Consider the following 22227-nt stretch of genomic DNA (forward strand, 5'->3'; position numbering starts at 1 on the left):
TGCTGGTGGGTCTTTCGCTGTACCGCATGGAGCACAGCTCCGAGCTGGTGAAAGCCTCGAGTATGGAGATGCTGACAGAGGCGGCCCAGGCCCGGATCGAGTCCCAGGGCGAAAACCAGGCGCTGGGGATACGCCAGCAGTTCATGGACGCCTATCAGTACGGCCACGGCTTCTCCCGGCAGGTGCTGTTCCTGCGTGACCAGGCCGAGAAGCGCTTTCTCGATGCCTTCGACCTGCGCGAAGACCTGACCCGCCAGGTCAAGTCGGCCCTGCAAGCCAACCCGGACCTGCTCGGCCTGTCCCTGGTGTTCGAACCCAATGGGCTGGACGGCAAGGACGAACTGTTCGCCGGTCAGGCCGAGCTTGGCAGCAACGACAAGGGTCGTTTCGCCCTCTACTGGTCGCAGCCGACGCCGGGCAAGGTAACCTCCATGGCGTTGCCGGAAAGGGACATGGCCGACACCAGCACCGGCCCCAGCGGCGAAGCGGCCAACGCCTGGTTCACCTGCCCGCGCACCACGCTCAAGCCGTGCGTGATCGAACCTTACTTCTATGAAATCGACGGTCAGAACGTGCTGATGACCAGCATCGTTTTCCCACTGATGGTCAACGGCAAGGTGATCGCCTCGCTGTCCGTGGACATCAACCTCAACAGCCTGCAAGCGGTCAGCCTGGGCGCGAGCAAGAAGCTCTATGACGGCCAGACCAGCGTCAGCATCATCAGCCCGGCCGGCCTGCTCGCCGGCTACAGCCCGGACGCCGGCAAACTCAGCCAGCGCCTGGAGGCCGTGGATAAGGCCAATGGCGCCGAACTGCTGCGCATGCTCGCCGCCAGCAGCAAAACCGCCAGCCTGCACAGCCATCAGCAACTGAAAGTGCTGGCACCCTTCCAGCCGATTCCCGACGGTAAATCCTGGGGCGTGCTGCTCGACGTGCCGGAGAAAGTCCTGGTCGGCCCGGCCGAAGCCCTGAAAAAGCAACTCGATGACAGCAATACCGCCGGTACCCTGGTCGAGCTCGGCCTGGGGGGGCTCGCCGCGCTGCTCGGCCTGCTGCTGGTGTGGCTGATGGCCCGCAGCGTCACCCGACCGATCCTCGGCGTGGCGCACATGCTCGAAGACATCGCCAGCGGCGAAGGTGACCTCACCCGCCGCCTGGCCTACGACAAGCAGGATGAACTGGGCCAGTTGGCCGGCTGGTTCAACCGTTTCCTCGACAAGCTGCAACCGATCATTGCCGAAGTGAAGCGCTCGGTGCAGGACGCCCGCAGCACCGCGGATCAGTCGTCCGCCATCGCCGCACAGACCAGCGCCGGCATGGAGCAGCAGTACCGCCAGGTGGACCAGGTGGCGACCGCCTCCCACGAAATGAGCGCCACCGCCCAGGACGTCGCCCGCAGCGCCGCGCAGGCGGCCCACGCCGCCCGCGATGCCGATCAGGCAACCCGTCAGGGCCTGACCGTGATCGACCGCACCACCGCCAGCATCGACAACCTCGCCGCCGACATGAGCGCGGCCATGGTTCAGGTCGAAGGTCTGGCCGCCAACAGCGAGAAGATCGGCACCGTACTGGAAGTGATCCGTGCGATTGCCGAGCAGACCAACCTGCTGGCCCTCAACGCCGCGATCGAAGCGGCCCGTGCCGGTGAGGCCGGGCGCGGGTTTGCCGTGGTGGCTGATGAAGTGCGCAACCTGGCGCGACGTACCCAGGAGTCCGTGGAAGAAACCCGTCTGGTGATCGAACAACTGCAAAACGGCACCCAGGAGGTGGTGGGTTCGATGAACAACAGCCATCGTCAGGCCCAGGGCAGTGTCGAGCAGGTTGGCCAGGCCGTGACGGCGCTGCGCCAGATCGGTGACGCGGTGACCGTGATCAACGACATGAATATGCAGATCGCCAGTGCCGCCGAAGAGCAAAGCGCGGTGGCCGAGGAGATCAACAACAACGTGGCGACCATCCGCGACGTGACCGAGTCGCTGTCGGGCCAGGCCAATGAATCGGCGCGGGTCAGCCAGTCGCTCAATAGCCTGGCGAACCAGCAGCAGAGCCTGATGGATCAGTTCCGCGTTTAAACCCTGCTGGCCGAACAAAATACCTGTGGGAGCGAGCTTGCTCGCGATGGCGGATTATCAGACACATTGATATTGAATGTGCCACCGCCAGCGCGAGCAAGCTCGCTCCCACATTTATTCTTCCGTGCTGCTCAATCAAATGATGGCAAGTGGATATCTGCCGCATGCCGATTATGCTTCATGGAACCTTGCAGCGCCTTCGGGCGTCAATCTGAATGCAAGCCACGTAATCCAATGACTTCAGCCCCAGGGCCTGGGTACGGTAAGTGTTGGTGGGAACTCCGGCCTACAACAAAAGCAAGACGGAGAATACTCATGGCAGCAATCGACAATGCAACCACGGGCAGCGCGCCCCATCACGGGCTCACCAAGGAGGAACGCAAGGTCATTTTTGCCTCGTCCCTGGGCACCGTGTTCGAATGGTATGACTTCTACCTGTACGGCTCCCTCGCGGCGATCATCGCCAAGCACTTCTTCGCCGGTGTCAACGAAACGACGTCCTTCATCTTCGCCCTGCTCGCCTTTGCCGCCGGCTTCGCCGTGCGGCCCTTCGGCGCCATCGTGTTCGGCCGGTTGGGCGACATGATCGGGCGCAAGCACACGTTTCTCATCACCATCGTGATCATGGGTATTTCCACGGCCGTGGTGGGTTTGCTGCCCGGCTACGCGACCATCGGCGTGGCCGCCCCGATCATCCTGATCAGCCTGCGCCTGCTGCAAGGCCTGGCGCTGGGCGGTGAGTACGGCGGCGCCGCGACCTACGTGGCCGAACATGCCCCCAAGGGCAAGCGCGGCTACTTCACCTCGTGGATTCAGACCACCGCAACCCTCGGCCTGTTTCTGTCACTGCTGGTGATCCTCGCCTGCCGTACCGCGCTGGGCACTGAAGCCTTCGAAGCCTGGGGCTGGCGGATTCCGTTCCTGCTGTCGATCCTGCTGCTGATTATCTCGGTGTACATCCGCTTGCAGCTCAACGAGTCGCCGGTGTTTGTGAAAATGAAGGCCGAAGGCAAGTCTTCCAAGGCGCCGCTGACTGAATCTTTCGCACGCTGGGAGAACCTGAAGATCGTGATCATGGCCCTGCTCGGCGGCACCGCCGGCCAGGCGGTGGTCTGGTACACCGGGCAATTCTATGCGCTGTTCTTCCTGTTGCAGACGCTGAAGATCGAACCGCAAACCGCGAACCTGCTGATTGCCGGCTCCCTGTTGATCGGCACGCCGTTCTTCGTCATTTTCGGCAGCCTGTCCGACCGTATCGGGCGCAAGGGCATCATCATGGCGGGCTGTATCATCGCGGCACTGACTTACTTCCCGATCTTCCACGCGCTGACCCAATACGGTAACCCCGACGTGTTCATCGCGCAGGAGAAGAATCCGGTCACGGTCGTCGCCAATCCCGCCCAGTGTTCGTTCCAGTTCGACCCGGTGGGCAAGGCCAAATTCACCAGTTCCTGTGACTTGGCCAAGACCGTGCTGGCCAAAAGGGCCATCCCCTACAAGAACGCGGACGCCGAGCCAGACGCCGTTGCGCAGGTGCGCATTGGCGATAAAGTGATCGAGAGCTTCGAGGGCACCGGCATGCCAGCCGCCGACTTCAAGGCCAGGAACGACGCCTTTGCCACCACCCTCGCCACCGCCCTCAAGGACGCCGGCTACCCCGAAAAGGCCGACCCGGCCAAGACCAACTACCCAATGGTGTTGCTACTGCTGACGATCCTGGTGATCTACGTGACCATGGTCTACGGGCCGATTGCCGCCTGGCTGGTGGAACTGTTCCCGGCACGCATCCGCTACACCTCGATGTCGCTTCCCTACCACATCGGCAATGGCTGGTTTGGTGGCTTCCTGCCGACGGTGGCGTTCGCCATGGTGGCGGCCACGGGGGATATCTACTACGGGCTGTGGTATCCGATTGTCATCGCGGTGATGACGGCGGTGCTGGGTATTTTCTTCATGCCGGAAACCAAGGATCGGGAGATTCATCACACATAAACCTGACACCTCACCCTGTGGAACCGGGTGTACTCATAATCGGCGGCCATGAAAAACCACTGTGGGAGCGAGCTTGCTCCGGGCGGCGATCCGACGATAGCGTCAGCACATTCAACATCAATGTGTCAGACAGATTGCCATCGCGAGCAAGCTCGCTCCCACAGGATTCCTGGTGTGACTTCAAGTATGTTTAGGCAACTCGATGACGACCTTCAGCCCGCCCCATTCGCTTTCCAGCAACGACAGTTTGCCGCCCCAGCTATCGACAATGTCGCGCACGATGCCCAGCCCCAAACCATGCCCATGGGTTTGCTCATCCAGCCGCGTTCCTCGGCCGAACACCTGATCGCGACGCTCTTCGGGAATGCCCGGGCCGTCATCTTCCATGTTGAGTTCAAAGCCCTCTGCAGTCTCGGCCACACTCAGGCGAACCTCGGCATCCGCCCACTTGCAGGCGTTATCCAGCAGATTGCCCAACAGTTCCAGCAGGTCTTCGCGATCCCAGGGCAATTGCAGGCCGGTGGGTGCGCGGTAGCTCAGCACCAGGTGTTCGCCATGGATCATGTTCAGGGTGGCCAGCAACCCGGGGAGTTGCGCATCGCAATCAAACAGTGCCCCCGGCAACGCATCGCCGGACAACCGCGCACGATTGAGTTCCCGATTGAGCCGTTGCTGGACTTGCTCCAGTTGCTCCTTGAGGACCTTGCGCAATTGCGGGTGCGCGTCGAGTTGCTCGCTTGAAGCCAGGCTCAACAGCACCGCCAGCGGAGTTTTCAAGGCGTGGCCGAGGTTGCCCAGGGCATTGCGTGAGCGCTTGAGGCTGTCCTCGGTGTGGGCCAGCAAATGGTTGATCTGCGCCACCAGTGGTTCCAGTTCCACCGGCACCTGATCATCGAGTTGCGAACGCTGGCCCTGTTGAAGCTGCGCAATCTGCTCGCGGGCCTGCTCCAGCGGACGCAAGGCCCGGCGCACGGTAATCCGTTGCAGCAGCAGAATCAGCAGCAACGCCGTCAAACCGAGGCCAAACCCGAGCTGTTGCATGCGCCGGAAGCTTTCGCGAATTGGCGTGTAGTCCTCGGCGACGCTGATGGAGATCGGCAACCCCGAACGTCGATAGTCCGTACGCAGCACCAGTAACTGTTGCCCTTCCGGACCCAGTTGCAAGTTGCCATGCAGGCCGGGGTGATCGAGCACCGGCAGTTCCTGATCCCATAAAGAACGGGAACGCCAATGGCCGTCGGCGAAATCGATGCGGAAATAATGCCCGGAGAACGGCCGTTGATAAGCCGGTGACAGGCGTCGCTCATCCAGTTGCAAGCCTTGCGGCCCGCGCACCAGTGCCGCCAGCAGGTTCTCGCTGTCATTGCGCAACCCGGCTTCGAGGTAGCGCTGCAACCCCAATTCGAACAGCCACAGGCTGGTTTGCGCCAGCACCAGGCCAACGACCACCATCACGCTGATCAGGCCCAGGCTCAAGCGGCGCTGGATCGATCTCACCGGGCTTGCCCGCCGAACAGATAACCCTGGCCGCGACGGGTTTCAATCACACTTTTGCCGAGCTTGCGGCGCAAGTGGTTGACGTGGACTTCCAGCACATTGGAATCGCGTTCGGTTTCACCGTCGTAGAGGTGTTCGGCGAGGTGGCTTTTGGAGAGGATCTGCTCGGGGTGCAGCATGAAATAACGCAACAGGCGAAACTCCGCGGCGGTCAGTTGAATGTCCGCACCGTCGCGCACAACGCACTGGCGACCTTCGTCCAGATGCAACCCGGCAGCCTTGAGCGTTGGCTGGTTGACCTGGCCATGGGAGCGGCGCAACAACGCCTGGATGCGCAAAAACAACTCTTCGGGATGGAATGGCTTGGTCAGGTAGTCGTCGGCGCCGGCCTTGAGGCCTTCGATGCGTTCGGCCCAGGAGTCTCGGGCCGTCAGGATCAGCACCGGCGTGGCCAGCCCCGCCGCGCGCCATTGCGCCAGCACCTCAAGCCCCGGCACGCCGGGCAAACCGAGATCGAGGATGATCAGGTCGTAAGGCTCGGTGCTGCCCTGATGTACCGCATCGCGACCATCGGCCAGCCAGTCCACCGCATACCCCTGGCGATTGAGGCCGGCCAGCAGTTCGTCGGCCAGGGGCACATGGTCTTCCACCAGGAGCAAACGCATGGATCAGTCTTCCTTGTCTTTGAGTAAACGGCCGGTGGTGGCGTCGATGCCCAGTTCGCGGACCACGCCCTCAGGGGTCAGCAGCTCGACTTCATAAATGTAGACGTCGTGTTTTTCTTCGAGCTCGGCTTCCAGCAGCTTCGCACCGGGGTAGTGATCCATCGCCTGCTGCAGCAGTTGCTCCAGCGGCAGGATCACGCCCTGTTGACGCAGGCTCAAGGCCTCATCCTGATCCAGGTCGCGGGCCAACACTGCCGAGCAAAACGCCAGAAGCAACAGCGCCATCCGGCTACCGGTGCATCGCTTGAATAAAAACACCTTCATTACGAATCCTGATGATCCTTGAGAACCTGCCCGCTGACAGCGTCTAATTCCACATCCCAGTCGATGCCCTGAGGATCGCGCAGCTCGACCTTGTACAGGTATTTGCCATAACGCTGTTCCAGCTCGGTTTCACTGACGGTGGAACCCGGATGCCTGGCCACCGCGTTGGCATTGAGTGTCTCGAACGACACAATGGTACCAGCGTCGCGCAATCTCAGCGCTTCATCCGGGCCAAGTTCCCGGGCGTGGGCGAGGCTTGCGGTCATGCCGAGGATCGACGCGGTGAACAGGGCGGTCAGGGTTTTCATGGGTGTCTCCGTATTTCTTCAGGTACTGCCTGTGGGCGCCACCTTAACCGGATGAACTTAATTGAAACTGAATTGCCATCATTGGCAACACCGCCCTCCTTTGTGGGAGCGAGCTTGCTCGCGATGGCGGCGGCACATCCAACAATGATGTGACTGCAACACCGCTATCGCGAGCAGGCTCGCTCCTACAGTGATCGTGTTTATAATTTCTGTCGGCCCGACATCGAGACTTTAATGACCGCCATCCACATCAAGTTCCCCTCCCTGACCCTCAAGGCCGGTCCAGGTGCCTTTGCGCGCATTCGTGACAGCGGCTTGAACGCCGCCGACGTCGGCACCTTGCCTGGCGCGGCTGGCGGTCCGAAGGCGCTGGGGATTCAGGGGCTGGACCTGGCGCTGTTCGGCGAGTGGCTGCCGGCGGCACCGCGGGAACGCTCGCTGATTGGCGCATCGGTGGGTTCCTGGCGCTTCGCCAGCGCCTGCCTGCCGGACGCCGCCGAGGGCATCCGGCGTCTCGGACAGCTCTACACCGAGCAACACTTTGCCAAGGGCGTGACCATGGCGCAGATCAGCCAGAGCTCACAGCGCATGCTCAATGACCTGCTCGACGGGCGCGATGCCTCGATCCTCGACAACAACCATTACCGCCTGAACATCATGGTGGTCAAAAGCCACGGCCTGCTGGCCGACGATCATCGCGGCCGCCTCGGGCTGGGCCTGTCGTCGGTCATCGCCGACAACCTGCGCGGCCGGGCGCGGCTGGCACGACACTTCGAACGCCTGATCATCCACGATCCGCGCCTGGCGCCGCCAGTCAATGCCTTGAATGACTTCCCGTCGCGCTTCGTCGCCCTCAATGCCGGCAACTTGCGCCAGGCCCTGCTGGCCTCGGGTTCGATCCCGATGGTGATGCAAGGCGTGCGCGACCTGCCGGGCGCCGGCACCGGGACCTTCCGCGACGGCGGTCTGCTGGATTACCACCTGGACCTGCCCTACAGCGGCAACGACATCGTGCTTTACCCGCATTTCACCGACCGGGTGATTCCCGGCTGGTTCGACAAGACCCTGCCGTGGCGCCGCGCCTGCCCGGCTCGCTTGCAGAACGTGCTGTTGCTGGCGCCGTCGAAGGAATACCTGGCGCGCCTGCCCTACGGCAAACTGCCGGACCGTAACGACTTCAAGCGTTTCATGGGCGACGCCCCGAGCCGGCAGAAATACTGGCGCACGACCATGGACGAAAGCCGCCGCCTGGGGGACGAATTCCTCGAACTGGCCGCCAACGGTCGCCTGGGCGAGCGCTTGCTGACCCTTTAGTCAGGACAAACTGGTAAACTCGCCACCTGCCCGAATCGCTGCGGCGAACGCCACCTGAACAGAGCTGAAGATACTGTGGAAATTTTCAAAGAGTTTACCTTCGAATCCGCCCACCGCCTGCCCCACGTACCGGACGGCCACAAGTGCGGGCGCCTGCACGGTCACTCGTTCAAAGTGGCAATCCACCTGAGCGGCGACCTCGACCCGCACACCGGCTGGATCCGCGATTTTTCGGAAATCAAAGAGATCTTCAAGCCGTTGTACGAGCGTCTGGACCACAACTACCTGAACGACATTCCTGGCCTGGAAAACCCGACCAGTGAAGTGCTGGCCAAGTTTATCTGGCAGGAATTGAAGCCTCTGCTGCCGGAACTCAGCGCGATCCGTATCCACGAGACCTGCACCAGCGGTTGCATCTATCGCGGCGAATAAGCCGGCAGACAAATGCAGAACCCTGTGGGAGCGAGCTCGCTCGCGATGACGGCGCCACATTCAACATCGATGTGACTGACACAACGCCATCGCGAGCAAGCTCGCTCCCACAATGGAACAGCGTTTTGTCAGAGAAAAAGAAAACAGCCTTCATCGGCTGTTTTTTTATGCCTATGCTTTTTGCCTCGCACCCGCCAAGAGGACACACCTATGACTGACTGGCCACTGCCCCAGACCTATCGCTTCAAAGGGCACTCCGTGCGCTACGCCGTGCGCGGCGACGGCCCGCCGCTGGTGTTCGTGCATGGCACGCCCTTCTCCTCCTATGTCTGGCACCGGATTGCCCCGCACTTCATCACCACGCACCGGGTGCACTATTTCGATTTGCTGGGCTACGGGCAATCCGAGAAAGTTGATGGTGACGTGTCCCTGGGTGTGCAGAACGAATTGCTGACGCAGTTGCTGGATCATTGGGGCCTGGATCGCCCCGACGTGGTGGCCCATGACTTTGGCGGTGCCACAGCCCTGCGAACGCACCTGCTAAACGGCAAGGATTACCGCAGCCTGACACTGATCGACCCGGTGGCGCTCACGCCCTGGGGTTCGCCGTTCGTGCAGCATGTGCGCCAGCATGAAGCCGCCTTCAGCGGACTGCCCGATTACATCCAGCAAGCGATCGTGCCGGCTTACATCCGCGGGGCGATCAAGCGGAAAATCCCGGACCACGAACTCGCCCCCTATGTTCAGCCGTGGCTGGGAGAGCCGGGGCAAGCGGCGTTCTACCGGCAGATCGCGCAGATGAACGAGCGCTATACCTGCGAGGCCGAGGGCCTGTACTCGACGATCCGCTGCCCGGTGCAGATTCTCTGGGGTGAAGATGACCAGTGGATTCCCATCGAACGCGGGCGGGCCTTGCAGCAGATGATTCCCGGATCGCAGTTTTATCCGATTCCCAACGCCGGTCATCTGGTTCAGGAAGACGCGCCCGAAGCGGTAGTCGCGGCGCTGCTGCGGTTTTTGCCCCTGCAGTAATCCTCCAGAACAAACCCGCTCCCACATTTGAACGGTGGTGATCAATGTCACTGGCGGGAATCGCCGCTGGCGAGCTAACGTAAGAGCATTGCCTAAACGATTCGCCAAAAGGATCTGCCCGATGCACATCATCAATGCCCGTCTGCGCAACCAGGAAGGCCTGCATGAGTTGAACCTGGAAAACGGCCTGATCAGCAGCATCGGCCGCCAGATCGAAGCCCCGACCCTGGGCCCTGACGATCTGGATGCCGGCGGCAACCTGGTGGTGCCGCCCTTTGTCGAGCCGCACATCCACCTCGACGCAACCCTGACCGCCGGCGAGCCGCGCTGGAACATGAGCGGCACGCTGTTCGAAGGCATCGAGTGCTGGGGTGAACGCAAGGCGACCATCACCCAGGAAGACACCAAGGCCCGGGCAAAGAAAACCATCCAGACCCTCGCCGCCCACGGCATCCAGCATGTGCGCACCCACGTTGACGTCACCGACCCGCAACTGACCGCGCTCAAGGCGATGCTCGAAGTACGCGAGGAAAGCCGGCACCTGGTCGACCTGCAAATCGTCGCATTCCCTCAGGAAGGCATCGAGTCCTACCGCAATGGCCGCGAATTGATGGAAGAAGCGATCCGCATGGGCGCCGACGTGGTAGGTGGCATTCCGCATTTCGAATACACCCGCGATCAGGGCGTCAGCTCGGTGAAGTTTCTCATGGACCTGGCCGAACGCAGCGGTTGCCTGGTGGATGTGCATTGCGACGAAACCGACGACCCGCATTCACGCTTTCTCGAAGTGCTCGCCGAAGAGGCCCGCAGCCGCGACATGGGTTCGCGGGTCACGGCCAGCCACACCACGGCCATGGGCTCCTACGACAACGCCTACTGCGCCAAACTGTTTCGCTTGCTCGGGCATTCGGGGATCAGCTTTGTCTCCTGCCCCACCGAAAGCATCCACCTGCAAGGTCGCTTCGACAGTTTCCCGAAACGCCGGGGCGTGACCCGGGTCAACGAGTTGCTGGAAGCAGGCATGAACGTGTGCTTCGGCCAGGACTCCATCGTCGATCCGTGGTACCCGCTGGGCAACGGCAACATTCTGCGGGTGCTCGAAGCCGGCCTGCACATCTGCCACATGCTCGGTTATCGCAACCTGCAAAGTGCGCTGGACCTGGTGACGGACAATAGCGCCCGAGCCATGAACCTCGGCGATCGCTATGGCCTGGAGCGCGGGCGGCCGGCGAACCTGCTGATTCTGTCGGCGGAGAGTGATTACGAAATGATCCGCAGCCAGGGGTTGCCGCTGTACTCGGTGCGCGATGGCAAGGTCTTGATGAAGCGGACGATGCCGGTGGTGGAGTTCAGTGGGCTGGGCTGAAACTTGCGCTGACTGGACTGGCCTCATCGCGAGCAGGCTCGCTCCTACAGGTTTTGTGAACGACATAAAACACTGTGGGAGCGAGCTTGCTCGCGAAAGCTATTTTGAAGTCAATCAATTAACCGAGCCGTACCAAACAGACTGACCCGACTCAACTCCCCCAACTCTTCCGCCAGCAAGATCGGCGCCGTGCCACCCGGCATCGTCACCTTCACCTCCCCGGCGCTGACCCAACCTGCCCGCCAGGCCGCACAGGCCACTGCGCTGGCGCTGGTCCCCGACGACGCCGTCGGCCCCTCGCCCCGCTCGAATACCCGCGCGGCGATGTGTCCTTCGGATACGCGCATTGCCCATTGCAGGTTGACTCCCGCCGGACAAGGCTTGCCTGCGCCGACCGGCATGGCGTAGGCGATTCGCGTCAGCCCCTCACCCAGCGCTGGCTCGCGCATCTGCTCGTTGCTCGGCAGGTCCTCGGCACTTTCCACCAGCGTCACGCAATGGGGATTGCCGACCCGCGCGAACTGGCTGTGCGACCATGCACTATTGAGTGCCGACAATTGTTCAACGTGGCTGAGTTCGCGACCATTGAACATCGCCGCTTCAACCCCGTGAGCACTGACCGCCGACGGCCCGAATCCCGGCTGGCCCAGATCGAGCCAAAAACCCTTCACGCCCCCGACCTCTGCGGCTTTCACTGAAGTCTGCCCCGGCGAAGACGTATCAGCCTTGTCGTGGTGAACCCTGAGCAGACAGGCTTCGTTGTGCGGCAACAGCCCTTGATCACTGAGGGCCTGGGAAAAAATCGTCAGCCCGTTGCCACTGCGCTCGGCCAGGGTACCGTCGGTGTTCACGATCAACAGATCAAAGGGAGGCGACGACTGAAACGGTCCGACCAGCAAACCGTCGCTGCGATGATCCTTGCTGCCGGACGGTTGAGTGCCTGGAGCCCAGCTGCAGCAAGCCTCGATCGCGGCTAGCGCCCAGGCTTCAAGGGTTTGCGCTGCCTGGCTGGCCTGGTCGGGCAGGTCGATGCCCTGACGGCGCAGCTCTTCGGGCGTTACCACGATGTAAATGTTGCCCCGTGCATCGTACCTCTGCGCCATGGCGCCCTCCGTGTGTCATTGGAATGGCTCAACATATCGCGAAAAACACCAGCGCTGTGCAACCATATCGCCCTGTTTGACCGTAAAACTTTCCGGGCACTGATCGAACCCTCAAAGGCCGATCACTGTCCGTTGAGGACGCGACGCTTTTTGCCAAGGATTGTTATGACCAGCCTCAACAGCCAAACCACCTTCGTTCCCGGGCGTCTGGAACAGATGTCCACGCGCATCGCCTTTTTCATCGCCGGGGTCGGCATCGCCGCGTGGGCACCGCTGGTGCCCTATGCCAAGGCCCGGGCCGGACTGGATGAAGGCACCCTGGGATTGTTGCTGCTGTGCCTGGGGGTAGGTTCTATCCTGGCGATGCCGCTGGCCGGGATCCTGTCCACACGTTTCGGCTGCCGGCGGGTGACGGCCGGCGGGACCCTGCTGATCTGTGCCGCCCTGCCGCTGCTGGCGACAGTGTCGTCGATTCCGGCGCTGATCGCCGCATTGTTCATGTTCGGCGCGGGGCTCGGCACCGTGGATTCGACGGTCAACCTGCAAGCGGTGATCGTCGAGCGCGCCAGCGGCAAAAACATGATGTCGGGGTTCCATGGCCTGTTCAGCCTGGGCGGGATTGTCGGCGCGGCAGGCGTCAGCGGATTGCTTGGCCTGGGGATCTCCCCCCTGGGGGCCACGCTGGTGGTGATCGTGTTGCTGCTGATCGCGCTGGCCAAGGCCGTGCCGCATCTGTTGCCCTACGGCAGCGAGAGTTCGGGGCCGGCGTTTGCGGTGCCCCATGGCATCGTCCTGTTCATTGGCGGCATGTGCTTCATCGTGTTCCTCGCCGAAGGCGCGGCGCTGGACTGGAGCGCGGTGTTCCTGACACAGGAACGTGGCATCGACACAGCGTATGCGGGGCTCGGTTATGCGGCGTTTGCCTTGACCATGACGGCCGGGCGTTTGACCGGTGACAAAATCGTACGACGGTTGGGCGCGACGCGGGTGATTGTGTCCGGCGGGCTGACCGCCGCCGCAGGTTTGTTTCTGGCGACGTTCGCACCGAGCTGGGAGGCGGCGCTGGTGGGTTATGCGTTGCTGGGTGCCGGTTGCTCGAACATTGTGCCGGTGCTGTACACCGCAGTCGGCAAGCAGACGGTCATGCCCGAAAGCATCGCCGTGCCGGCCATTACCACCCTGGGTTATGCGGGCATCCTGGCAGGCCCCGCCGTCATCGGCTTCGTCGCCCATGGCAGCAGCTTGAGTTTCGCCTTTGCCCTGATGGCGGTGTTGCTGGTGGCGGTTGCCATTGGCGGGAGAGTGTTGAAGGTCTGAAAAGCATCGCGAGCAAGCTCGCTCCCACAGGGATCACACGGAACCTGTGGGAGCGAGCTTGCTCGCGATGAATTCACCTCGGTCTATCAGAACCCGACACTGGCCTGCACAAAGAACGTGCGCGGCGCACCGACATACATGCCCGAGTTGTTGTCGCTGGAACGGGTGAAATACTGCTTGTCGAAGATGTTCTTCACCCCCGCCCCCAGTTTCAGGTTCGACACCTGCGGACCGAAATCATAGCCGGCACGTGCGTTCCAGAGTACGTAACCCGGGATATCACCGAACTGGCCATCAGCGGTGCCTTCAGTGATGTAGTCGCCGTTGAAGCTGCCATCGGCGTTCACGCCGGTGCCCGGCGAGCGCTGCTTGGACTGGGCGAACGCATCGAGGTTGTAAGTCCAGCGGTTGACGTCGTAACGCAGGCCGGCGGTGGCCACCTGGCGGGAGTAGAACGGCAGGTCACGGCCCTTGAAGCCCGGGATCTCACCTTCGTAGGTGGCGCGGGTGTAGGTGAAACCGGCGTTGGCGGTCAGGCCGTCCAGCATCGGGTTCAGCGCGGCCATGTCGTAGTGCACCGAGGCTTCGATACCCTGGTGCTTGGTCGCGCCGAGGTTGGTCCAGCCCACGTCATTGCTGATGTATTGCAGTTCGTCGTCGAAGTCGATGTAGAACAGCGTCACTTCACCGCCCCACACGTCATCGTTGTAGCGCGTACCGATTTCGTAGGTCTTGGCCTTTTCCGGCTCCAGGCCGTTGGCGGGCTCATTACCGATACCGCCCTGCCCCAGCTGGAAATACTGCAGCGCGCCGAACGAGGTTTCGTAGTTGGCGAACAACTTCCAGGCATCGGACATGTGATACATCACGCTCAGGGCCGGCAGCGGCTCATTGCTCTCGATGCTGCGTTTTTTCTCCGGCACCCGTTTACCGGCGTTATCGAGTACCGGGCGATCGTGCCAATCGGTGCTGATGTGCTCGAAGCGAATGCCTGGCGTGACAGTCCAGTTGCCAACGTCAATCTTGTTGTCGACGTAGACCGAATTGGCCTCGGTTCCACCGGTACGGTCCTGATAGACATGGCCGTCCGCCCCCGGACGCACGACCGGCTCATTGTTGACCAGCGCCACACGGCTGGCCTCTTCGTGCATGGCCTCTTTCAGGTAGCGATAACCGACGCTGACTTCCTGGGTGGTAGGGCCCACATCGAAGACGTGAGACACCCGTGGTTCGATACCGTAGGTGTAGTAGGTGCGCGGGTAGGAGTTGAGTGTCTTCAGGTCACGGGAGGCGATGTTGCTGCCACGGAAACTGTCGGTGTAGTAGGTCAGCACTTCGGCCTGGGTGCGATCGTCGATCTGCCGCACCCACTTGAACGACACATCCTTGCGGCGGCCGCTGAAGTTGTCGTGGTCGCGCACGGACTGGAACGGGTCGGCGTCGTACTGCGCCTGGGTCAGGCCGCTGGGCATGTCGGCCTTGGCATCGTAGTAGTGAAAGTTGAGGCTGAAATCGTCGACATCGGTCGGCGCCCAATGGGTCTTGAGGATCACGTCGTCGATGTCGTTGCCGTTGTTGCTTTCACGGTAACCGTTGCCGTTCACGCCGGAATACAACAGCGCCACGCCCATGCCGTTGTCGGCGGTGCCGCCCATGAATGCCGTGTCGATGTGCTTCCAGCCACCGTGCTGTGAGGTTTCCAGGGTGGTGCCGATTTCCGCGGAGGCCTGTTCCGGGATCGCGCGGGTCACGAAGTTGATCACGCCGCCCACGTTTTGTGGTCCGTAGCGTACGGAACCGGCACCGCGTACCACGTCGATGCTGTCGAGGTTGCCGGAGGAAATCGGCGCCATGGACAGTTGCGGCTGACCGTAAGGAGCGAACGCCGCCGGGATGCCGTCGATCAGCACGGTGGAGCGAGGCGACAGGCGTGAAGTCAGGCCGCGCACGCCGACGTTGAGGGAAATGTCGCTGCCACCGGTACCGTTGGCGTCCTGTACCTGCACGCCCGGAACACGTTTGAGTACGTCGCCGACGTTCATCGCGCCCTGCTCGACCATGGCTTCGCGGCGGATCACGGTTCGTGCCCCGGGGTGGTTCTGCACCACGGCGGCATCGGCGTCGCCGAGCCAGTTACCGACGACCTTGATGTCAGTCACGCCCAGTTCCAGTGGACCGCTGGCCGCCGATGCTGGTGCCGGCATCAGCGTCACCGAACCTTCATCGATCTGGTATTGCAGGCCGCTGCCTTGCAGCAACTGGCGCAGCGCGTCTTCCGGGGAAAGGTTGCCATCCACCGCCGGAGCCTGCTTGCCGGCGACCAGTTCAGGGCTGAAGAACACCTGAAGCGAGGTTTGCTGGCCCAACTGACTCAGGGCCTGTCCCAAGGGTTGCGCCGGGATGCGGATGGCATCGGCGGCAAAGGCCTGGGGCAGCGCAACGTTGACCGCCAGCGCGAGGGCCAGCGGTAACCAGGGGAGTTTGTTGTTTTTAGCGGTGGAGTTTTTCACGTCGAACGTAATCCTGTGGATCGCAAGAGTGTGCGTTTGTTAATGCAAACCAGTTGCAGTTGAACAGGAAGACGATGAACTCGAAAAAAACCTGAATTTTATTTTGAAATTATTTCCTGACTGCCATCGCCAAGGGTGCGCACGGCCACGGGGAGGATGCTCGGCAAGGCCTTGAGCAGCGCGTCGGTGTTGTCGGATTTGAACACGCTGGTCAGGCGCAGATCGCCCACCGCTGCACTGGCGACCTTGAGTGGCTTCTCGCGATAGCGCGAGACCTGCTCGGCGACATCGGCCAGGCTGGCATTGTTGAACACCAGTTTGCCGTTGCGCCAGGCGGTCATTTCCGCCGGGTTGACGGCATAGGCGGCGACAACTTTGCCCTGGGCATCGACGTGGGTGCCAAGGCCTGCCGTCAGATTGATGAAATCGTTATCGGCGGCGTCGCGACCTTGAACCTTGACGCTGCCCTGCTCCACCACCACCCGGGATTCGCTGGCGCCATGACGTACGTCGAATCGGGTGCCGGTAACCGTGACCTTGCCGCTGCCCGCCGCGACCACGAAAGGCCGGCCAGTGTCATGCTCGACGCTGAACATCGCTTCGCCTTCGGTCAGCTCAACGTTGCGGCGATCCTTTTCAAAGCGCACCTGAATCCGGCTGCGGCTGTCCAGATCGACCACCGAGCCATCGGGCAACGCCACTTGGCGTCGCTCATTCAGGGCCGTTGAAAACTCGGCGGTGTAAGGCGCCGGATGATTCAGGCCGCTGAACAAACCCAGGCCGAGCGCTACCGCCAACACGCTGGCAGCCACCGCGTAACGCAGCACGGGACGACGTTTTTTCAGGGTTGGCGGGGTTTCACACAGGGCCCGCAAGCGCGCCGCCGGTAGCAGGTCGGCGGCGCTCCACAAGCCCTGGAGCACTTCGAATTCGTTGCGGTGCTGGGGGTGCTGCTCCAGCCAGAGTTGAAACTGACGCCGCACTTCGACATCGGCAACAGGCTCCTGCAAACGCACAAACCACTGCGCCGCGTCATCGCGAACCGCTGTTTGCCCGCACGCACAATCACGAGTATCCATCATGGAAGTTCCTGTTTGGCTGGGGAGGAGAAGGCGCGGCCGGTCATGACTGCAACCCGTCCAGGCGATCGCGCAGATGCCGAAGCGTGCGGATCATATACTTTTCCACCATGTTCTTGGACAGCCCCAGGCGTTCGGCGATTTCGGCCTGGGTCAGGCCCTCGATTTTCTGCCAGACAAACACCTTGCGGCAGTTGACCGGCAGCTCGGTGAGCGCCCGTTCGATGGAATCAGCCAGCTGGATCGCGTGCATGAAATGCTCCGGGTCGCCGGTCGGCGACTCACTGAGATCGATCGCCTCTGACTCCATGGCGCCCCGCCGGTCCTCACGCCGATAACCATCCACGGCAATGTTGCGCGCGGTCTGGTGCAAATACGCCCGGGGCTGCTGCACCACCGCCGAATCGGACTCAAGCACCCGCACGAAGGTATCGTGGGCCAGATCCTCGGCCTGCTGACGATTCCTCAGGCGACGGGTCCAGGTGCCAACCAACTCTTCGTAATGCTCGAAAAAGCCGTGTCTGCGGGGCAGCTTGAGGGTCATTGCGGTGTGCTGTGGAGACGGGGCGTGAATAGTAATGCTTCCTATTAACTTGAAGCAATGGTTTGCGTCCGCCACACAGGGCACTTTATCCCCTTGCCATTGTGCATTTCGTCAGGAAAGCTCAATTGCGGCACGGAACCAAAGAAATCTGGCAGGCATTCAAATGCAGCCATTGACTGGTTGTAACAAAGTGCAGAAATGCCCGTACCCGGCTTTCACCCAGGAATTCACACATGCTCAGCCCCAAAGCATCGCCCAAGAGAACACCGCTGGCCCGCCTCGCCCTGGCCATCACCCTGAGCACCCTCGGCCTGCCGTTCTGGGCGGGTAATGCCCAGGCCCACGGCGGTCACGCCGAAATGGTGCCGCTGCAAGCGGGTCTTGAGGAATTTGGCGCCACGGTGAAATGGGACGATTACGCCAACCTGTTCACCATTGCCAAGGACGGGGTCTACCTCAAGGTCAAGCCCGACAGCAAAGTGGCGATGCTCAACGGCAAGCGTATCGAGCTGACGGTGCCGGTGGTGTTCAAGGACCATACGGCGTTCATGTCCAAGGAGTTTATCAACCAGGTGTTCCAGTCCGGGCTGGACAAGACCTTCGTCGTCGAGACCCGCCCCAACCCGCTCAACCCCCTGAGCGCAGCCGAAATCACCACGGCAGTGGACATCGTCAAGAAATCGGAAAACTACAAACCTGGCTTCCGCTTCACCGAAGTCTCGGTCAAGGAACCGCCGAAGGATCAGGTGTGGAACTTCGTCCTCACCGGGCAAAACGTCGCCCAGCCGCGTGAGGCCTCAATCGTGGTGCTCGACGGCAAGCACGTGATCGAAGCCCTGGTCGACCTCGACACAAAAGAACTCAAGTCCTGGAAGCCAATCGAAGGCGCCCACGGCATGGTGCTGCTGGACGATTTCGCAACGGTGCAGACGGCTGTGGAAACCAGCCCGGAATACGCCCAGGCCCTGGCCAAGCGCGGCATCAACGATGTGAAAAAGGTTGTGGCCACGCCGCTGACTGTCGGTTTCTTCGACGGCAAGGACGGCCTGGCGCAGGACAAGCGCCTGCTGAAAATCGTCAGCTACCTCAACACCGGTGACGGCAACTACTGGGCGCACCCGATTGAAGGCCTGGTGGCGATTGTCGACCTGGAACAGAAGAAGCTGATCAAGATCGAAGACGAAGCACTCATTCCGGTGCCGATGAAACCGACGCCGTATGACGGTCGCGGACGCCAGGGCGTCGCAGTCAAACCGCTGGAAATCATCGAGCCCGAGGGCAAGAACTACACCATCAGCGGCAACAGCATTCACTGGCAGAACTGGGACTTCCATGTTCGCCTCGATTCGCGGGTCGGGCCGATCCTGTCCACCGTCACCTACGACGACAAGGGCAAGAAACGCAAGATCATGTACGAAGGCTCGCTGGGCGGCATGATCGTGCCTTACGGCGACCCGGACGTCGGTTGGTACTTCAAGGCCTACCTCGACTCCGGCGACTACGGCATGGGCACCCTGACCTCGCCGATTGCCCGTGGCAAAGACGCCCCGCAAAACGCCGTGCTGCTGGACGCCACCATCGCCGACTACACCGGCGCACCGACCGCAATCCCGCGCGCCATGGCGGTGTTCGAACGCTACGCCGGCCCCGAATACAAACACCAGGAAATGGGCCAGCCCAACCTCAGCACCGAGCGCCGTGAGCTGGTGGTGCGCTGGATCAGCACCGTGGGCAACTACGACTACATCTTCGACTGGGTCTTCCAGCAGAACGGCACCATCGGCATCGACGCCGGCGCCACCGGTATCGAAGCGGTCAAGGGCGTGAAATCGAAAACCATGCACGAAGACACCGCCAGGGAAGACACCCGCTACGGCACCCTGCTGGACCACAACATCGTCGGCACCACACACCAGCACATCTACAACTTCCGTCTCGATATGGACGTGGACGGCGAGCAGAACTCACTGGTGGAAGTGAACCCGGTGGTGCTGCCGAACGACCGTGGCGGCCCGCGCACCAGCACCATGCAGACCGAGACCAAAGTGGTCGGAAACGAGCAGCAAGCGGCGCAGAAGTTCGACCCGTCGACCGTGCGCCTGCTGACCAACTTCAGCAAGGAGAACAAGGTCGGCAACCCGGTTTCCTATCAATTGATCCCGTACGCCGGCGGCACGCACCCGGTGGCCAAAGGCGCCAACTTCGGCAAGGACGAATGGCTCTACCACCGCCTGAGTTTCATGGACAAGCAGCTATGGGTGACGCAATACAACCCGGAGGAAAAGTACCCGGAAGGCAAATACCCGAACCGCTCGGACAAGGACTCGGGCCTGGGGCAGTTCACCCAGGACAACCACTCCATCGAGAACACCGACGATGTGGTCTGGCTGACCACCGGCACCACCCACATCGCCCGCGCCGAAGAGTGGCCGATCATGCCGACCGAGTGGGTGCACGTGCTGCTCAAGCCGTGGAATTTCTTCGATGAAACGCCGACCCTGAACCTCAACGCACCGAAATAAGGCACACGCAAAAACCTGTAGGAGCGAGCCCGCTCGCGATGGACGTCAACGATGACGCGGGCTGTCTGAATACCCGCGTTGTCCTGACGTTTTTCGCGAGCAAGCTCGCTCCTACAGGTACAGGCAAAATATCAAGCATGCCGCTTGCGATACTCCCCCGGCGCAATGCCGAAGCGCGACTTGAACGCTGTCGAGAAGTAGCTCGAATCGGAAAACCCCCACGAATACCCCAGCACCGACAACTTCTCCTCCTTGCCCGATTGACGCAGGGATTCGGCGCACAGGTCCAGGCGGCGGTTCTTGATGTAGCGCGCCACCACCAGGCCTTTCTTGGCAAACATCCGGTACAGGCCTCGGGTCGATATGCCGACTTCCCGCGCCAGCCATTCCGGGCACAGGTCTTCGGAGCGAATGTTTTCGTCGATGCAGGTGAGCGTCTTGCGAAAGATCCGCTCATGGGCATCGGTGCAATCGTCGGCCTGGCTGATCGCCGGGCGCAGCAGACTGACAATCGCCTCCAGGGTCGCTTCGCTTTCCTGCCGGGTCAGGTGCTGCTGGCGGGTGGCATCGAGGATCAGTCGGTGCGACAGCATCGCGATGGGCGAGGTTGCGGCAATCCGGTGGCCGCACTTGACCTGATTGAAACGCAGGGTTTGCTCGACCAGTTGATGGGGCAGGATCAGCGACAACTGCCGAGAGTTTTCGCCATAAGTGAAGTCGCTGGGCCGCGAAGCATCGATTAGCGTGATGTCGCCGGGGGACAGCAAGACCTTGTCGTCGCCTTGGGCCATGCCCGCCGTGCCGTCGAGTTGGAACACCGCAAAATACTTGCCGCCCTCGCCCGCCGCGACTTCCTGGGGCGTACGGTACAAACGCGCCTGGCACACGTCGACGAAACTGAGTTTGAGCGCATCGCTCTGGTATTCGCGGATGCGCCCGGCAAACTCGCTGCCCAGGGGTTGTGCGTTGAAGGCGCCACAGATCTGGTTGATCTGATGGATCCACTGGTCGAACCCATCATGGCGCTGTGCTGTTGTGGAAATCATGTCAGGCCTCACGCAGGCTTATTTTTATTGTCTACGTCAATCCACACGACATCGGATGCTTCGAGTCTCCTGAACCGCACCACTCCCTGAACAATGACGTGCTATTTCAGTCCGCCAAAACGCCGATAGAAGCTTTCACCCACATCCGGCAACGGGCCGTCGGCCGTTTCCAGTGCAGCGTTCAGCCATTCTTCGGCCTTGGCGTAGATCAAACGGTAAATGTTGCGGCACAACTGGCGGGCGGCGCGGCCTTCCCAATCGCCGGGCAGCAACTCGTCCGGTAGTTGCGGGTCGCGCAGCAGCAGCTTGCGGTACTCGTGAATCAGCAGCACCCGCGCCAGGAAGCAGTCGGCCGGTTGCAGGTTTTCCTGCTCGCGCAGGGCTTGCCACAGCGGCCGGAACAGCTGGATGAACTCGCTGTAGTGCGCGGCCAGCTCCTCGATGTTCCAGCTCTCGCGCACCTGCAGACGCAGGGCCTTGGAGGCCAGTACGTCCTGGGCGGTGGTTTCGAAGACAATGGTGTCTTCCTGCGCGCCGAGGTCGAGCAGGGTCGCATTGACGTCGGAACGGTCGCTGCGCGGACAGGCCAACACCACCGGCGAAATCGCGCCGAAACCTTGCCACTCCAGTTCTTCACGCACCTGTTTGCGTTTGTCCTGGGTCAGCTGCGAGAGCATCACCAGGCACCAGGAACCATCCCAGGCCGGCATCGTGGTGCTGTAGACCCGCTTGAAGGCCTTGTCGAAACGCCGGCGACCGGTGCCGGTCAGGCTGTAGTAACTGCGGCGACCGACCTTCTCGGCGGTCAGCCAGCCTTCCTTGGTCAGGCGAAAAATCGAGGTGCGAATCAGACGCTCGTTGATGCCGATGGGCTCGAGCAATTGAATCAGGCTGCCCAGCCAGACGGTGCCGCCATGGGGTTCGATGGCATCCCCGTACAACGTGATGATCAAGGAACTGGCGCGGATCGGCGTCTGCTCCTGAAAGCGGGTAATCAGATGGTTCAAGGGAGTCAGGGACGACATGGGCGTTCCGTGTAAAAAAAGAAAAGGAATATACCGAAACTCTGCCTGTTAATCGCATCCACCTGTAGGAGCGAGCCTG

The 22227-nt window shown here is 61.6% G+C and carries 17 protein-coding genes and 2 pseudogenes; 9 read left to right on the plus strand and 10 right to left on the minus strand.

Going from position 1 to position 22227, the window contains the following annotated elements:
• Positions 1–143: 143 nt before the first annotated feature.
• The 3 genes and pseudogenes from PSJE_RS32310 to PSJE_RS24435 form a co-directional block, all read left to right on the plus strand.
• Positions 144–1214: pseudogene (locus tag PSJE_RS32310) on the plus strand (methyl-accepting chemotaxis protein); the annotation flags it as partial.
• A 264-nt stretch (positions 1215–1478) separates the two neighbouring features.
• Positions 1479–2072 (plus strand): annotated as a pseudogene (locus tag PSJE_RS32315) (methyl-accepting chemotaxis protein); the annotation flags it as partial.
• A gap of 315 nt (positions 2073–2387) precedes the next feature.
• Entirely contained in the window at positions 2388–4064 is a 1677-nt protein-coding gene (locus PSJE_RS24435; RefSeq protein WP_090456818.1) for an MFS transporter, read from the plus strand.
• Between the two features lie 180 nt (positions 4065–4244).
• On the opposite strand, the gene PSJE_RS24440 is transcribed toward PSJE_RS24435, so the two are convergent.
• Genes PSJE_RS24440 through PSJE_RS24455 form a run of 4 tightly spaced genes read right to left on the minus strand, consistent with a single transcriptional unit; the run spans position 4245 to position 6858 of the window.
• On the minus strand, positions 4245–5561 hold the full coding sequence (locus PSJE_RS24440) for a sensor histidine kinase (protein WP_090456820.1): 1317 nt from the start codon (positions 5559–5561) through the stop codon (positions 4245–4247).
• Positions 5558–6226, minus strand: a complete 669-nt coding sequence (locus tag PSJE_RS24445; protein ID WP_057714001.1) for a response regulator transcription factor — start codon at positions 6224–6226, stop codon at positions 5558–5560. Before PSJE_RS24445 ends, PSJE_RS24440 begins: the two co-directional genes overlap by 4 nt.
• A gap of 3 nt (positions 6227–6229) precedes the next feature.
• Positions 6230–6550, minus strand: a complete 321-nt coding sequence (locus tag PSJE_RS24450) for a PepSY domain-containing protein (RefSeq protein WP_090456822.1) — start codon at positions 6548–6550, stop codon at positions 6230–6232.
• Positions 6550–6858: a PepSY domain-containing protein gene (locus tag PSJE_RS24455; RefSeq protein ID WP_090456824.1), complete on the minus strand. Its 309-nt coding sequence runs from the start codon at positions 6856–6858 to the stop codon at positions 6550–6552. The genes PSJE_RS24450 and PSJE_RS24455 overlap by 1 nt, the downstream gene beginning before the upstream one ends.
• Positions 6859–7092: 234 nt before the next feature.
• Between PSJE_RS24455 and PSJE_RS24460 the strand changes: the two genes are divergently transcribed.
• From PSJE_RS24460 to codA, 4 genes are all read left to right on the plus strand, one after another.
• Positions 7093–8172: a hypothetical protein gene (locus tag PSJE_RS24460; protein WP_090456826.1), complete on the plus strand. Its 1080-nt coding sequence runs from the start codon at positions 7093–7095 to the stop codon at positions 8170–8172.
• Between the two features lie 75 nt (positions 8173–8247).
• Positions 8248–8604 (plus strand): 6-carboxytetrahydropterin synthase QueD, encoded by a 357-nt coding sequence (queD, locus tag PSJE_RS24465; RefSeq protein WP_008021670.1) that lies wholly within the window; start codon positions 8248–8250, stop codon positions 8602–8604.
• Positions 8605–8814: 210 nt separating this feature from the next.
• Positions 8815–9636: an alpha/beta fold hydrolase gene (locus PSJE_RS24470; protein ID WP_090456828.1), complete on the plus strand. Its 822-nt coding sequence runs from the start codon at positions 8815–8817 to the stop codon at positions 9634–9636.
• A 121-nt stretch (positions 9637–9757) separates the two neighbouring features.
• Positions 9758–11002, plus strand: a complete 1245-nt coding sequence (gene codA, locus PSJE_RS24475; protein ID WP_090456830.1) for a cytosine deaminase — start codon at positions 9758–9760, stop codon at positions 11000–11002.
• Positions 11003–11112: 110 nt separating this feature from the next.
• Here codA and PSJE_RS24480 read toward each other — a convergent pair whose 3' ends face one another.
• A complete protein-coding gene (locus tag PSJE_RS24480; protein ID WP_090456832.1) occupies positions 11113–12105 on the minus strand; it encodes a diaminopimelate epimerase in 993 nt (330 codons plus the stop codon).
• A gap of 165 nt (positions 12106–12270) precedes the next feature.
• Here PSJE_RS24480 and PSJE_RS24485 point away from each other — a divergent pair, with 165 nt between their 5' ends.
• The gene (locus PSJE_RS24485; RefSeq protein ID WP_057713994.1) at positions 12271–13422 is read left to right on the plus strand and encodes an MFS transporter; all 1152 of its coding nucleotides are present in this window, start codon (positions 12271–12273) and stop codon (positions 13420–13422) included.
• Positions 13423–13508: 86 nt separating this feature from the next.
• On the opposite strand, the gene PSJE_RS24490 is transcribed toward PSJE_RS24485, so the two are convergent.
• The 3 genes from PSJE_RS24490 to PSJE_RS24500 all read right to left on the minus strand — a co-directional run bounded on the left by PSJE_RS24490 (position 13509) and on the right by PSJE_RS24500 (position 17555).
• Positions 13509–15932, minus strand: a complete 2424-nt coding sequence (locus PSJE_RS24490) for a TonB-dependent siderophore receptor (protein ID WP_090456834.1) — start codon at positions 15930–15932, stop codon at positions 13509–13511.
• 98 nt (positions 15933–16030) lie between these two features.
• The gene (locus tag PSJE_RS24495) at positions 16031–17014 is read right to left on the minus strand and encodes a FecR family protein (RefSeq protein ID WP_090456836.1); all 984 of its coding nucleotides are present in this window, start codon (positions 17012–17014) and stop codon (positions 16031–16033) included.
• 40 nt (positions 17015–17054) lie between these two features.
• Positions 17055–17555 (minus strand): sigma-70 family RNA polymerase sigma factor, encoded by a 501-nt coding sequence (locus PSJE_RS24500; protein ID WP_057713991.1) that lies wholly within the window; start codon positions 17553–17555, stop codon positions 17055–17057.
• Between the two features lie 233 nt (positions 17556–17788).
• Here PSJE_RS24500 and tynA point away from each other — a divergent pair, with 233 nt between their 5' ends.
• On the plus strand, positions 17789–20077 hold the full coding sequence (gene tynA / locus PSJE_RS24505; protein WP_090456838.1) for a primary-amine oxidase: 2289 nt from the start codon (positions 17789–17791) through the stop codon (positions 20075–20077).
• Positions 20078–20208: 131 nt separating this feature from the next.
• Here the strand turns inward: tynA and feaR are convergent, their stop codons facing one another.
• Both feaR and paaX read right to left on the minus strand, forming a co-directional pair.
• On the minus strand, positions 20209–21123 hold the full coding sequence (gene feaR, locus PSJE_RS24510) for a transcriptional regulator FeaR (RefSeq protein WP_090456840.1): 915 nt from the start codon (positions 21121–21123) through the stop codon (positions 20209–20211).
• 101 nt (positions 21124–21224) lie between these two features.
• A complete protein-coding gene (gene paaX / locus PSJE_RS24515; protein WP_007972019.1) occupies positions 21225–22148 on the minus strand; it encodes a phenylacetic acid degradation operon negative regulatory protein PaaX in 924 nt (307 codons plus the stop codon).
• Between the last annotated feature and the right edge of the window lie 79 nt (positions 22149–22227).

This window comes from Pseudomonas jessenii (assembly GCF_002236115.1).
Taxonomy (GTDB): Bacteria; Pseudomonadota; Gammaproteobacteria; order Pseudomonadales; family Pseudomonadaceae; genus Aquipseudomonas; species Aquipseudomonas jessenii.